Origin of the sequence: Kaistia dalseonensis (assembly GCF_030814715.1) — a bacterium.
GTDB classification, from domain to species: Bacteria; Pseudomonadota; Alphaproteobacteria; order Rhizobiales; family Kaistiaceae; genus Kaistia; species Kaistia dalseonensis.
Map to the genome: position 1 here is coordinate 553,560 of NZ_JAUSVO010000002.1, position 13,669 is coordinate 567,228.

A 13,669-nucleotide genomic window follows, 5' to 3' on the forward strand; every position below is an offset into this window, starting at 1 on the left:
GCGTTTCGTTAGCCTTTGACTGCGCCCGCCGTCAGTCCCGCTACGATGTGCTTCTGCGCGGCGAAGAAGACGATGATCGTCGGCAGGATGGTCAGCGTGATGAAGGCCAGGATGAGCTGCCAGGAGCTGGCATACTCGCCCTGGTACACCATGATGCCGAGCGGCCATGGATACTTCGCGTCGGAGTTGAGAAGGATCAGCGGCAGCAGATAGCTGTTCCAGCTGCCCACGAAAGCGACGATGCCGACGGTCGCCAGGATCGGCCGCGAGAGCGGCAACGTGATGTGCCAGAAATAGCCGAGATAGCCGCAGCCATCGACAAAGGCGGCGTCGAAGAGCTCCTTGGGCACGTTCTGGAAGAAGCGGCGGAAGAGCAGGATGCTCATGCCGAGCCCGAAGGCGACCTGCGGCAGCACCACGCCCCAATAGGTATCGAGCAGGCCCAAATCGCGGATGCGGATGAAGAGCGGCAGGATCGCGGTCGCGACCGGGAACATCAGCCCGATCAGGAAATAGTTGAGCAGGAAGGCCGAGCCGAAAAACGTCACATGGGCGAAGGTGAAGGCGGCCATGGCGGCGACGGCGAGCGTCAGCGCGACGGTGAGCGTCGCGATCAGGAACGAATTGCCGAGCATCTGCCAGTAGCGGGCGCTCAATAATATGTCGGTGTAGTTGGCCCATTGCCATTCGCCGGGCAGGCCGAACGGGTGCACGCGCAGATCGCCGAGCGTCTTGAAGCCACCGAGCGCCGTGGTGATCAGCGGCAGCAGCACCACGGCTGCGACCAGGAACAGGCTCGCATAGAGATAGAGCCACGTCAGGAAGCTCATCCGATGCTCGGAGAAGGCCGAGGCGCGCCGGGCAGGCACAGCGGGCGCGGTGCGCGGCGCCCGCGTAGTCGAGGTCGATGTCGAGGGCGGGGCAAGGGTCCGGTCAGTCATGGCGCATGAAGATCCTTCTGTAGCCGAAGGCCAGCGTGACGCAGATGATGAAGAGCACGACGCCGATGGCGCTGCCGAATCCGACCTTCATGCGCGTGATGCCGTAGGAATAGAGGAAGGTGACCATGGTCTGCGTCGAGTTGGACGGCCCGCCGCCGGTGAGCGGCATGATCATGTCGAAGAGCTGCAGCGAACCGACGACCGAGAAGAACACCGACAGGCGGATGGTCGGCGCGAGCAGCGGCAGCGTGATGTTGCGGAAGCGCTGCCAGCGCGAAGCACCGTCGATCTCAGCGGCCTCGTAATAGCTCTTGTCGATATTCTGCAGTCCGGCGATGAACAGCATCATGTGGAAGCCGAAATACTTCCAGACGATGACGGCGAGCACGGCATAGATCGCGAGATGGCGATCCGCCAGCACATAGGGCGAGGCGACGTTGAACATGCTGGCGATCGCGGCGAAGAGGCCATAGTCGCCGTCATAGACGAAACGCCAAATCAGGCCGGCGGCAACATCCGCCAGCACATAGGGCATGAAGAAGATCAGGCGGAACACGACCGCGCCTGGAATGCGATTCGACACCATGGTCGCGAGCCAAAGCGCGAGCGGCAGCTGGATCAGGATCGAGACCAGGATGATCAGGAAATTGTTGCCGAGCGCCGTCGTGAAGGCGGAGGTGCGCCAGAGCGTCTCGAAATTCTTGAAGCCGATAAACTTCTCGGGCAGCCCGTAGCCGTTCCAGTCATAGAACGAATACCACGCGGCCTCGCCCATCGGCAGGATGACGAACAGCGTGAAGAGCAACAGGGCGGGCGGCAGGAACAGGATCAGGACCGGCCATTTGCCCTGAATACCCATGCGCCGGCCGGTCGACGCGGCAGTCATCGTTGAACTCATCGATCAGACACCTCCGCAGGAGAGGAGATGGGCGCCGGCCCAGACGGTCCGGCGCCCACAAGGGGACTTTGAGGGCGCGTCAGTGGTCGAGCGCCCACGCGTCCTGGATCTGCTGTGCCGCCTCTTCGGGCGACATCTGGCCCGAGACGATCTCGACCGAGACGTCGTTGACGACGCGGCCGACCGCCGGACCGAGATCCTGATCGAGGAAGTTCTGGTGCCAGGTCGAGGCACTGAGCTGTTCCGCGGCCGACTTCACCAGTGGCTGGTTGATCGCGCCCGCGGCGCCGACGGCGGCAGGGATGATCAGATCCTTGCCGGCCATCATGGTCTGGTTTTCCTTGTTGGTCAGGTAGGCGGCGAAATCCAGCGCTTCCGGCGGCGCGTTCTTGGTCAGCACCCAGCCATTGATGCCGCCCATCGTGTCGGTGAGCTTGCCAGCCCCGCCTGTCACTTCCGGGAACGGGAAGGAGCCGATATCGGCCTCGTCGAGGCCCTTGCCGTCGGCGGCCTGGGTATGCTGCTGGACCGGTGTCGTATCGAAACCGAGCAGCATGGCGGCCTTGCCGTCGGCGAACATGCCGACCGGGATCGGCCATTTCGTGCCGAGATAACCCTGCTGGAACGGCTCGAGCTTGCCGAGCGCGGCGAGGTCCTGGCCGGCCTTGACGAAGGCCTCGGACTTGAAGCCGTCGCCCTCGCTGGCCTTGGCCGCATCGAACGCCGCCTTGCCGCCCTCGCGCATCGCCAGATAGCCCCAGTAGAAGTGGATCGGCCACTTGTCGCCGCCGCCGCCGGCGATTGGCGTGATGCCGGCATCCTTGAGCTTCTTCACCGCGGCCAGGAAATCATCCCAGGTCTTGATCGAGGCGGCGTCGACGCCGGCTTTCTCGAACAGCTTCTTGTTGTAGTAGAAGCTGACCAGGCCGGTCTGATATGGCACGGCGTAGATCTTGCCGTCGACGGTCAGGCCATTGACGAGCGCCGGACTGTAGACGGCCTTGAGCTTGCCGCCATCGGCGTCCATCGCCTCGGTGACGTCCTTGATCGCGCCCGTCGCGGCCTGCGCCGCCAGCACGCCGCCACCCCAGCTGTAGAACAGATGCGGCGGGTCGTTCGATTGCAGCAGCGTCGGCAGCTTGGCCTTGAAAGCCTCGTTTTCAAGGAACTGCATCTCGATCTTGACGCCCGGATGCGCGGCCTCATAGCCCTTGACGATCTCGTCCCAGGCCGCGGCGATACCGGGATCAGTGTTGAGATGCAGCCATTTCACGGTCACGTCGGCGAGTGCCGTCGATGCCGAAAGGGCAAGCGCGATCGACGCGCCGATCAGCGTTTTCAACTTCATCGATTGTGTCCTCCCAGACAAAACCGGGTTCCTCGGCCCGGGCACTCATTTAGTAAATGATGCGGATTAAATCTGGTCCGGTTAATTGCCGTCTGTCAAGAGGACCCTATTGTTTGTGCGATGCAGCAAGGATTTCCCGCATTGACAGCCCTCGCCCACGGTGGGATTAACTGCCTGATCCAAACTAATTGGTCCCGCCAGAATGAAAACCGCCGATCCCGAATTGATGCGCGCGATCAATCGCTTCCATGTGATGGATGCGATTCGGCGCTTCGGTCCGATCGCGCGGGTTGAGATTTCCGACCGCACCGAACTCTCCGCCACGACGGTCTCGGCGATCACGGCGGCGCTGCTCGATGACGGCCTCATTATCACCCATCAGCTGGGCGGTATTCGCGACGCAGCACGCGGCCGGCCGCGTGTCATGCTCGAACTCAATCCGGCGGCAGCCTATGTCGTCGGCGTCAAGCTCGCGCCGGACCAGATCACCATCGCCACCACCAACTTCCGCGCCGACGTGCTGTCGAGCCTGATGCTGCCGATCCGCCTGCAGCGCCAGCCCGTCTCGGTGATCGCCGATCTCGTCGAGGACGGCATCCGCCGCTGCATCACCGATGCCGGGCTGACGATGGACCAGATCTCGGGCGTGTGCATCGGCCTGCCCGGCGTGGTCGAGCGCGTCGCCGGCATCTGCCGCGCCAGCCCGATCTTCGGTGAGAACGACGTGCCCTTCGCCGCCGAACTGACGGCCCGGCTCGGCGGCGTGGTCGCCACCATCGACAGCGACGTCAATCTGGTGACGTTGGCCGAGCACTGGTTCGGCCAGGCGCGCGGCCTCGACGATTTCCTCGTCATTTCGGTGGAGCTCGGCCTCGGCCTCGGCATCATGCACAATGGCGAGCTGTTCCGTGGCGCGAACGGATTGAGCCCGGATCTCGGCGATCTCATGGTGCGGCCGCCGAGCGGCAACGGATCGGCGCGCCTTGCCAGCGTCGCCTCGGAGACCAGCATCCTCGCCGAGGCACGCGCCTGCCTTACCGGCACCGAGCACGAGCACGCCTTTCGGCTCGGGCGCGGCATGGAGAAGGTCGTGGAACTGGCCACGACGCGCGAGCCGCATATCATGGCGCTGCTGGAGCACGCCGGCGAAGCGCTCGGCTTCGCCATTGCCAATCTCATCACACTGTTTGCGCCGCCCAAGGTCATTCTGGCGGGGGCGACCCTTGCCGCCGGCGATGCGCTGGTCGAGCCGCTGCGGCGCACGGTGGGCGAATTGCTGCCGCCGAGCCTCGCGGACGTCGCCGATATCGTCGTCCATCACTGGAGCGACGACATCTGGGCGCGCGGCGCCGCCGCCATGACGTTGCGCGACCTCTATGGCGCGCCTTGGAACACCACAGGACCCGCCGTCCACCGCTGACGGCCGACGAGAACAAATCGCTTCAGGGAGAGAACGAATGGTTGAACGTGTTGGAATCGGGTTTATCGGCTGCGGCAATATCAGCTCCGCCTATCTGAAGGCGGCGGCCGGCTTTCCGATCCTCGATATCAGGGGCGTCGCCGATCTGAACGAGGATATCGCGCGCGCCCGTGCGGCCGAATTCGGCCTGAAGGCGGTCTCGATCGACGCGCTGCTCGCCGATCCCTCGATCGACATCATCGTCAACCTCACCATCCCCAAGGCGCATGTCGAAGTCGGCCTCAAGGCGGTCGCGGCGGGCAAGCATGTCCATTCCGAAAAGCCGCTCGGCATTTCGACCGCCGAGGCCCGCCTGCTCGTCGAGGCGGCGAAGGCGAAGGGCGTGCGCCTCGGCTGCGCCCCGGATACGTTCTTCGGTGGCGCGCAGCAGACCAGCCGCAAGCTGATCGACGAAGGCGCGATCGGAACGCCGATCGCCGGCACGGCCTTCTTCATGTGTCCGGGCCATGAGCGCTGGCATCCGAGCCCCGCCTTCTACTATCTCAACGGCGGCGGCCCCATGCTCGATATGGGCCCCTATTACGTCACCAGCCTCGTCAACCTGCTCGGACCGATCGCGCGCGTCGCCGGCGTCGCGACCAAGCTGCGCGACGAGCGGCTGATCACGTCCGAACCGCTGAAGGGCACGAAGATCCCGGTCGAAGTCGCGACCCATGTCGCCGGGACGATGGAGTTCGTCTCGGGCGCCGTCGTCACCATCGCCATGAGCTTCGACGTCCCGCGCCACCTGCATAGCCCGATCGAGCTCTATGGCTCCGATGCGTCGATCCTGGTGCCCGATCCCAACTTCTTCGGCGGCGAGATCAAGCTCGCGACCGCCTCGGAGGACTGGCACGCGGTTCCGACCCAGCACGGCTATGCCGACGGCAATTTCCGCGTCATCGGCGTCGCCGACATGGCGGAGGCGATCCGCACCGGCCGGCCACACCGCGCCAGTGGCGATCTCGCCTTCCACGCGCTCGAAGTCATGGAGGCGTTCCAGCGCTCGTCCGACACCGGCACCCACATCACGATCGAAAGCCGGCCCGAGCGGCCGGCCGCCCTCGCCGTCGGCGTGCCCGTCGGCGCCATCGGCTGAATGAAATTCCAGAACAGGGAGTGAGACCATGCGCGAGGCACTGATCGTCTGGGGTGGCTGGAGCGGCCACGAGCCGGAACAGGGCGCCCATATCATCAGCGCGATGCTGGAGGAGGAAGGCTTCAAGACCTATGTCGAGAACTCGACCGAGGCTTTCGCCGACCCGGCCATCGCCGATATGAGCCTGATCGTCCCGATCTACACCATGTCGAAGATCGAGAAGGAAGAACTGGCCAACCTGACCAAGGCGGTCGAGGGCGGCGTCGGCCTCGCCGGCTATCATGGCGGCATGGGCGACGCTTTCCGCGAGGCGGTCGAATACCAGTTCATGGTCGGCGGCCAGTGGGTTGCCCATCCCGGCAACATCATCGACTACCATGTCGACATCACCCGGCCGGACGATCCCGTCATGGAGGGCCTGCCGGCGCGCTTCCCCTACCGGTCCGAGCAATATTACATGCATGTCGACCCCTCCAACGAGGTGCTCGCGACCACGACCTTCAAGGGCGACCATGCCTATTGGATCGACGGCGTTGTCATGCCGGTGGTCTGGAAGCGCAAGCACGGCCAGGGGCGCGTGTTCTATTCATCGCTCGGCCATGTCGCGAGCGAGTTCGACGTGCCAGAGATGAAGACGATCCTGCGCCGCGGCATGCTCTGGGCCGCGCGCTGACAGCACGGTCGCTCAAGCTCCCGTAGCGCCCCGCAGGCCTCCCCGCGCTCCGTCATCCCGGACGAAGCAAAGCTTCGAGCCGGGATCCATACAGCTCTGATGTCGATTGATAGGTCTCAGGCTGCATGGGTCCCCGCTTTCGCGGGGATGACGGCAATGGAGGGGACGTGTCCAGGTGCGGAAAGCACGCGGCACGACCTTGACTACCGTCGCGGCTGGCGCGCCAGCGTCGCGATGCCGAGCAGGGCCTGCGCGATCACGCTATCTGCGATGGCCGCCTTGAGGCGGCTGTCCAATATGGCGCGATCGAGCCGGTCGAGCGCCGCGGTCAGCCGATCCAGCGTCCAGAGCCGGACCTGCTGCTCGAGCTTGGCTTTGCGCTGGAAGAACAATCCGCCCGACGCGCCATCGATCGCCGCCTGGCTCGTGGCGCCATTATCGATCGCCGCGGCGATCCGGTGCAGCATCTGGAAATGCCGGAGCGCCGCCGCCGCGATCACGAAGGCGGCCGTGCCCGAGGCGACCAGGCGACGGAAGGAGACATCGAGCTCCTTGACGTCGCCGAGCGCCATCGCGTCCACCGCCTCATCCGTCGCCGAGGCGCCGGCATCGCCGACAATCGCACGCACAGCGGCGATGTCGATGCTGCGTTCGCCGCGCGCATAAAGGCAGAGTTTGGCAATCTCGGAGCGGCTCGCGAGGCGGTCCGATCCGAGCAGCCCGCGTAGCAGGTTGCGCGCATCGGGCTCGATGGTCAGACCGGCCGCCTGCACTTCGCCGTCGATCAGCCGGTCGAGCGCCATGTCATTGTCGGCATAGCAGGCGATCGCGGCCGCGCCGCGCGCATTCTCGCAGACCTTGCGCAGGCCCGTGCCCTTCTTCAGGTCGCCGGCCTCGATCACCACCCAAGCATCCTGCGGCGGGGCGGCGAGTACAGCCTCGACAGCGGCCTGGATCGGCCGGTTGCCGCCGAGCCGCACCCAGATCGCCCGCGTGCCGCCGAAGAGCGCGATCGTGTTGGCCTCGTCCGCCAGCCGGCCCGGATCGGCCGCTATCTCCGCCGAATCGAGCCGGACGAGCGCGAAGGGATCATCGCCCTTGCCGAGCACGGTCTTGACGAATTGCGCCGCGCGCTCGGAGACGAGGCCGGTATCGCTGCCGTGGATCAGCACCACGCGGACATCGGGATTGGGCCGGCTCAGGAACCGGTCCGCATCCTGCGGCTTGATCTGGACCATCGACCTCGACCCGCCGGCGCCTCAGCTCGCCTTCTTGTTGGCGAGCTCGAGCGCGAGGCGCAGCTGGATTTCCTCGGCCGCGGCAAGGGCGGCGCGGTTTTCCGCGTCGAGCCGTGCGCGCACATTGGCGAAGTTCTGGTTCGAACGGTCATAGGAGGCGACGCCGCGGCCGATCGTGCGCACGATGCTGCGGCCGGACGCGATCTCGGTCAGCTCATAGCGGACGGAGACCGTGACCTGATAGGCCGGCGCCGTATCGTCGCGCTCGAAGCCGAGCCGCTCTTCCGACGTGTCGACCGTCATCGACAGCGTATAGATCGCCGGCGGCGGCGCACGGCCGCCGGTGAAGGCCACGATCAGGTTGTTGCGAACCTCCTGCGCGACCCGGTCGGCAACGCCGTTGATCGCGATCGCGGAGAGGTCGGCATAGACCTTCGGGCTGTTGGCGACCGGCATGTAGACCGGGCGGACCGTGCAGGCGCCGGCAAGGCCGAGAAACACGACGGCGAACGCGATTCCGGCCAGCCGGCCGGTGGAACGGACTGCCCGTACGGGCCGGAATTCGCGATCAGACGACGACATTCACGATCCTCTTCGGCACCACGACAATCTTGCGGGGAGCCCGGCCTTCCAGCGCACGCGTGACGCCTTCAAGCGCAAGCACGGCCTCCTGAATATCAGCTTCGGAGGCCGTTGCCGAGATCGTCAGTTCAGCACGCTTCTTGCCGTTGATCTGGACCGGCAGCGTCATTTCGTCCTCGACCAGCAGCGCGCGGTCGACGACGGGCCAAGGCGCCTCGGCCGCGAGGCCTTCGCCGCCCAGAATGGTCCAGCATTCCTCGGCCAGATGCGGGATCATCGGCCCAATGACGCCGGTCACGATCCGCGCCGCCTCGTTGAGCGCGAAGGCGAGATCAGCCGACGGCGCGCCACCGGCATTGCGCACGGCCGCGATCGCCTCGCCGAACTGGTTGGCGAAGGCGTGGACGCGCGCGACGGCGACGTTGAAGCGCAGCCGGTCGAAGTCCTCCTCGACCGAAGCGGCGAGCTTGTGCGCGGCGCGGCGGAGCGCGGTCGCCTCCGGACCGAACTGGTTTGGCAGGCCGCTGGCTTCGGCGCCGCCGAGCTCGACGGCCTCGTTGACCAGGCGCCACAGCCGCTGCGTGAAGCGCCACGCGCCCTCGATGCCGGCTTCCGTCCATTCGCTGTCGCGCTCGGGCGGCGTGTCGGAGAGCATGAACCAGCGCGCGCAATCGACACCATAGGTATCGGCGACAATCTCCGGCGGCACGACATTGCGCTTCGACTTCGACATCTTCTCGGGCGGGCCGACCGTCACCGGCTCATCGGTGCCGACGCGAACCGCCGTGCCATCGGCGCGCTTCTCGACCTCTTCGGGGAACAGCCATTTACCGGCCGAATCCTTGTAGGTCTCGTGGACGATCATGCCCTGCGTGAACAGGCCGGCAAACGGCTCGGCGACCGAGACGCGGCCGACGCTCTTCAGCGCGCGGGTGAAGAAGCGCGAATAGAGCAGATGCAGGATCGCATGCTCGATGCCGCCAATATACTGGTCGACGGGCAGCCAGTGATCGGCAGCGCCCTTGGAGAGCGGCTGCTCGCCGGGCGCGCTGGCGAAGCGGGCGAAATACCAGGACGAATCGACGAACGTGTCCATCGTATCGGTCTCGCGCGTCGCCGCGCCGCCGCATTGCGGACAGTTCACATGCTTCCAGGTCGGATGGCGATCGAGCGGATTGCCCGGCCGGTCGAAGGTGACGTCGTCCGGCAGCACGACCGGCAGGTCGGCCTTCGGCACCGGCACCGGACCGCAGCTCGGGCAATGGATGATCGGGATCGGGCAGCCCCAATAACGCTGCCGCGAAATGCCCCAGTCGCGCAGGCGGAAATTGACCTGCCGCTTGCCCTGCGGCCGGCCGGCGAGATCCTGCGCCTCGAGGCGCCTGGCGATCGCTTCCTTGGCGTCCGGGATCGAGAGACCGTCCATGAAATCGGAATGGAACAGCAGCCCATCGCCGTCATAGGCGACATTGCCGACCGCGAAGGTCTCGGGATCCTCGCCTTCGGGCAGGACCACGGCCTTGACCGGCAAATCATATTTGCGCGCGAAATCGAGATCGCGCTGGTCATGCGCCGGGCAGCCGAAAATGGCGCCGGTGCCGTAATCCATCAGGATGAAGTTCGCGACATAGACGGGCAAATACCAGCCGGGCACGAGCGGGTGCTCGGCGCGAATGCCGGTATCGAAGCCCTTCTTTTCCTGCGTCTCGATCGCCTCGGCCGACGTGCCGCCGCGACGGCACTCGGCGATGAAATCGGCGAGACCGGGCTTCGTATCCGCGAGCTTCTCGGCCAGCGGGTGATTGGCGGCGATCGCCAGGAAGGACGCGCCATAGAGCGTATCCGGCCGGGTCGTGTAGACCTCGAGCTCGGTATCGCCGGCCGGCGCCGTCTTTGCGTCGAGCGCGAAGCGGACCATCAGGCCTTCCGACCGGCCGATCCAGTTGCGCTGCATCAGGCGGACCTTGTCCGGCCAGCGGTCGAGCCCGTCCAGCGCCGCGAGCAGTTCCTCGCCGAACGCCGTGATCTTGAAGAACCATTGCGACAGCTTGCGCCGCTCGACCAGCGCACCCGAGCGCCAGCCGCGACCGTCGATCACCTGCTCATTGGCGAGCACGGTGTTGTCGATCGGGTCCCAGTTGACCTCGCTCTCCTTGCGATAGACGAGGCCTTCGCCGAAGAAATCAGTGAAGATCGACTGCTGCTCGGCATAATAGGAGGGATCGCAGGTCGCGATCTCGCGGCTCCAGTCGAGCGACAGGCCGAGCAGCTTCAACTGCTCCTTCATCGTCGCGATATTCTCGTAGGTCCAGATCTTGGGATGGCTGTTGCGCTCGATCGCGGCGTTTTCCGCCGGCAGGCCAAAGGCATCCCAGCCCATCGGATGCAGGACGTTGAAGCCCTTCATCCGCTTGAAGCGGGCCACGACGTCGCCCATGACATAGTTCCGCCCATGGCCGATATGGATCCGGCCCGACGGATAGGGGAACATCTCGAGCACGTAATATTTCGGACGCGGATTGTCGTTCTTCGTCTCGAAGATGCCGCGTTCGGCCCAGACGCGCTGCCAGCGCGGTTCGGCGTCGCGGGGATTGTAACGTTCTATGGCCATGATCCGTCGTCGAAATGGGATAAAAGGGCGGCAGTCGCCGCCTTTGGGACAGGCAGCGACCTTCACCAGAAAGGTCGCGCGTGGTCAACCGCTATCGCAGCCGCAGCGGTTGAGCAGGCTTTGATGGCGTGTTAGGCGCAACAATCGTTTTGTTCCGGAGGCACCATGTCCGACGATGTCGAAGCGCGTCTCGCAACCGTGCTTGAACGCATTGGCGCTGCCGAAGCGCAATATGGGCGTGCTCCCGGCAGCGCGCAACTGATCGCGGTCTCGAAGACCTTCGACGCCGATGCGATCCGGCCCGTGATCGCGGCCGGCCAGCGCCGGTTCGGCGAGAACCGCGTGCAGGAAGCGCAGTCGAAATGGCCGGCGCTGCGCGCTGAGACCACCGATATCGAGCTGCACCTGATCGGCCCGCTGCAATCCAACAAGGCGCGCGAGGCAGTCTCGCTCTTCGACGCCATCCACACGATCGACCGCGACAAGATCGCCGGCGCGATCGCCGATGAAATGGCCCGGCTCGGCCGCACGCCGCTCCTCTTCGTTCAGGTCAATACCGGGCTCGAGCCACAAAAGGCCGGCATTGCGCCGCGCGAGGCGGTCGCCTTCGTCGAGCGCTGCCGCGCCGAGCACGGCCTCGCCATTGCCGGGCTGATGTGCATCCCGCCCGCCAACGAAATTCCTGGGCCGCATTTCGCGCTGCTCGCCAAGCTCGCCGCCGAGGCCGGGCTGCGCGAACTCTCCATGGGCATGAGCAGCGATTTCGAAACAGCGATCGCCCACGGCGCGACCTATATGCGCGTCGGCGGCGCCATCTTCGGTCATCGGCCGCCGATCGCCTGATCAGGCGACCGAGACGATCGCGCCCGGGCGAAGACGGCGCAGAATGGCCAGCATGTCGGCCTTGCGCACGGCGACGCAGCCTTCGGTCGGCGAGAAGCCGGGCCGCGCGAGATGGAAGAAGATCGCGCTGCCCCTGCCCTGCGCCCGGCGCGACAGGTTCCAGTCGAGCACCACGACGACGTCATAGAGATGATCGGCGCGCCACATCGCTTCATGGCTGGCGCGGTAGGGCAGCTTGACGGGCCGGTTGTAGTTCGCGTCCCAGACCTGATCGCACCAGCCGTCATCGGCACGGAGCGGACGGGTGGGCAGCAGCGATCGCGGACGGGCGACCCGATCCGGCCGATAGCGGATTTCCACAACGCGCATGCGGCTCGCCGGGGTCCCGCCATCGCCCTCGCGCTTGCCATGGGTGAGGCCGCTGCGGCCCAGCGCGCAGGGGTAAACCGCCTGTCCGATCCGCAGCAGACCCCTGGTGCGCGAGCCGGGGCGGGATCGAACTTCGATGATCGTCATGTTCCGGGCGCTCATGGTACGCTTTGACGTTGGGGCTTGCTTGCGCGGCGGCGCCCGAGAAGGTTAAACGTTGGCGGAATGATTCATAAGTGTGCTTCGGATGGGCTGGGGAATCCGGAGGAACCGCAGAGGCAACACATATGACTGCACGTCGGATCCTCGTTGTCGACGATGATGATTTGCTGCGCGAGAGTCTGGTGGAGCAGCTTTCGCTCTACGAAGAGTTCGAGCTTGCCGAAGAGGCGACCGCCACCAAGGGGGTCCAGCGCGCCCGGAGCGAGCCGACCGACCTTCTGATCATGGATGTCGGCCTGCCCGACATGGATGGTCGCGAGGCGGTGAAGCTGTTGCGCAAGGGCGGCTTCAAGGCGCCCATCGTGCTGCTGACCGGCCATGATTCCGAATCCGATACCATTCTCGGACTCGAATCCGGCGCGAACGACTATGTGACGAAGCCGTTCCGCTTCGCGGTCCTGCTTGCGCGCATCCGCGCCCAACTGCGCCAGTTCGAGCAGAGCGAGGACGCGACCTTCACGATCGGCCGCTACACCTTCCGCCCGAGCGCCAAGCTGCTGCTCGACGAGCGCGGGCAGAAGATCCGCCTGACGGAAAAAGAGACCTCGATCCTCAAATTCCTCTATCGCGCCGGCGAGAAGGTCGTGGGCCGCGATATCCTGCTGCATGAGGTATGGGGCTATAATTCTGGCGTTACCACGCATACGCTGGAAACACACATCTACCGGCTGCGGCAGAAGATCGAGCGCGAGCCGTCCATTGCCGAGCTTCTGGTGACAGAGGCCGGCGGATACAAGCTGGTTCCATGATGTTGGGTCTATGACGCTCGCCGAGGACATTTCTCTCCTGAGCCGCGTGCCGCTTCTGTCGGATCTGGCGAGCGATCATCTGCGCCTGCTGGCCTTCAGCGGCATCCGCCTCGAGCTTCCGGCCGGGCGGATCCTGTTCAAGGCCGACAGCAAGGCGCTGTCGGGCTTCATCATCATGTCCGGCGAGATCGAGATGTCCGCGCATCATGGCGAGACCGTCCGCTCGCTCGGCAAGTTCGGTCCGGGCTCGCTGCTGGGCGAGACAGCGCTCTTCGTCGAGACGAGGCGGCCCGCCACGGCGACTGCGCTGGTCGATACCGTCGTGGTCGAGATCGACCGCACGCTGATGAGCCGCATGCTGACGGAATATCCCGAAGTCGCCACACGGCTCTTCGTTAGGCTCCGCCAGCGCCTCGGCGACACGGTGGGCGAACTCGCTGGCGTCCACGCGAAGCTCGACGCGCTGCATTATCCCGAACTGCCGTAGAGCGCTTCCGAGCGAGGCGGACACCGCTTCGCGCCAGGGAAAGCGCGACACGTCGGATGGATGGATCCTCTCGGCCCGCCCTATTCCGCGCTTCACCGGCGATGAGCCGGACCACTCCATGAAAAACGCCGCCCTGTTTCCAGAGCGGCG

At 65.4% G+C, this 13,669-nt stretch carries 13 protein-coding genes; 6 read left to right on the forward strand and 7 right to left on the reverse strand.

Annotated elements, in window-relative coordinates; all coding sequences use genetic code 11:
- Positions 1 to 8: 8 nt before the first annotated feature.
- The 3 genes from QO014_RS08755 to QO014_RS08765 form a co-directional block, all read right to left on the reverse strand.
- Positions 9 to 830 (reverse strand): carbohydrate ABC transporter permease, encoded by an 822-nt coding sequence (locus QO014_RS08755; protein WP_266348613.1) that lies wholly within the window; start codon positions 828 to 830, stop codon positions 9 to 11.
- A 103-nt stretch (positions 831 to 933) separates the two neighbouring features.
- Positions 934 to 1,827 (reverse strand): carbohydrate ABC transporter permease, encoded by an 894-nt coding sequence (locus QO014_RS08760; RefSeq protein ID WP_266348301.1) that lies wholly within the window; start codon positions 1,825 to 1,827, stop codon positions 934 to 936.
- A 91-nt stretch (positions 1,828 to 1,918) separates the two neighbouring features.
- Positions 1,919 to 3,187, reverse strand: a complete 1,269-nt coding sequence (locus QO014_RS08765) for an ABC transporter substrate-binding protein (protein WP_266348302.1) — start codon at positions 3,185 to 3,187, stop codon at positions 1,919 to 1,921.
- A 202-nt stretch (positions 3,188 to 3,389) separates the two neighbouring features.
- Between QO014_RS08765 and QO014_RS08770 the strand changes: the two genes are divergently transcribed.
- From QO014_RS08770 to QO014_RS08780, 3 genes are read left to right on the forward strand one after another with little or no spacing between them, the layout of a single operon-like run.
- Positions 3,390 to 4,607 (forward strand): ROK family transcriptional regulator, encoded by a 1,218-nt coding sequence (locus QO014_RS08770; RefSeq protein ID WP_266348303.1) that lies wholly within the window; start codon positions 3,390 to 3,392, stop codon positions 4,605 to 4,607.
- A gap of 37 nt (positions 4,608 to 4,644) precedes the next feature.
- Entirely contained in the window at positions 4,645 to 5,745 is a 1,101-nt protein-coding gene (locus QO014_RS08775; RefSeq protein ID WP_266348304.1) for a Gfo/Idh/MocA family protein, read from the forward strand.
- Between the two features lie 28 nt (positions 5,746 to 5,773).
- On the forward strand, positions 5,774 to 6,418 hold the full coding sequence (locus QO014_RS08780; protein ID WP_266348305.1) for a ThuA domain-containing protein: 645 nt from the start codon (positions 5,774 to 5,776) through the stop codon (positions 6,416 to 6,418).
- 203 nt (positions 6,419 to 6,621) lie between these two features.
- On the opposite strand, the gene holA is transcribed toward QO014_RS08780, so the two are convergent.
- The 3 genes from holA to leuS are packed head-to-tail and all read right to left on the reverse strand — an operon-like array spanning position 6,622 to position 10,849.
- Positions 6,622 to 7,656, reverse strand: coding sequence for a DNA polymerase III subunit delta (holA, locus tag QO014_RS08785; RefSeq protein WP_266348306.1), 1,035 nt, complete (start codon positions 7,654 to 7,656; stop codon positions 6,622 to 6,624).
- Positions 7,657 to 7,677: 21 nt separating this feature from the next.
- The gene (gene lptE, locus QO014_RS08790; protein ID WP_266348307.1) at positions 7,678 to 8,238 is read right to left on the reverse strand and encodes an LPS assembly lipoprotein LptE; all 561 of its coding nucleotides are present in this window, start codon (positions 8,236 to 8,238) and stop codon (positions 7,678 to 7,680) included.
- A complete protein-coding gene (gene leuS / locus QO014_RS08795; protein ID WP_266348308.1) occupies positions 8,225 to 10,849 on the reverse strand; it encodes a leucine--tRNA ligase in 2,625 nt (874 codons plus the stop codon). Before leuS ends, lptE begins: the two co-directional genes overlap by 14 nt.
- Before the next feature lie 165 nt (positions 10,850 to 11,014).
- On the opposite strand from leuS, the gene QO014_RS08800 reads away from it, so the two are divergent.
- Positions 11,015 to 11,692, forward strand: coding sequence for a YggS family pyridoxal phosphate-dependent enzyme (locus QO014_RS08800; protein WP_266348309.1), 678 nt, complete (start codon positions 11,015 to 11,017; stop codon positions 11,690 to 11,692).
- Here QO014_RS08800 and QO014_RS08805 read toward each other — a convergent pair whose 3' ends face one another.
- Entirely contained in the window at positions 11,693 to 12,208 is a 516-nt protein-coding gene (locus QO014_RS08805) for a L,D-transpeptidase family protein (protein ID WP_370877112.1), read from the reverse strand. It lies immediately after the preceding gene.
- A 140-nt stretch (positions 12,209 to 12,348) separates the two neighbouring features.
- Between QO014_RS08805 and QO014_RS08810 the strand changes: the two genes are divergently transcribed.
- Positions 12,349 to 13,032 (forward strand): response regulator transcription factor, encoded by a 684-nt coding sequence (locus tag QO014_RS08810; protein WP_266348311.1) that lies wholly within the window; start codon positions 12,349 to 12,351, stop codon positions 13,030 to 13,032.
- 10 nt (positions 13,033 to 13,042) lie between these two features.
- Complete coding sequence (locus tag QO014_RS08815; protein WP_266348312.1) at positions 13,043 to 13,519, forward strand: cyclic nucleotide-binding domain-containing protein; 477 nt, start codon at positions 13,043 to 13,045, stop codon at positions 13,517 to 13,519.
- The last annotated feature ends 150 nt before the right edge of the window (positions 13,520 to 13,669 follow it).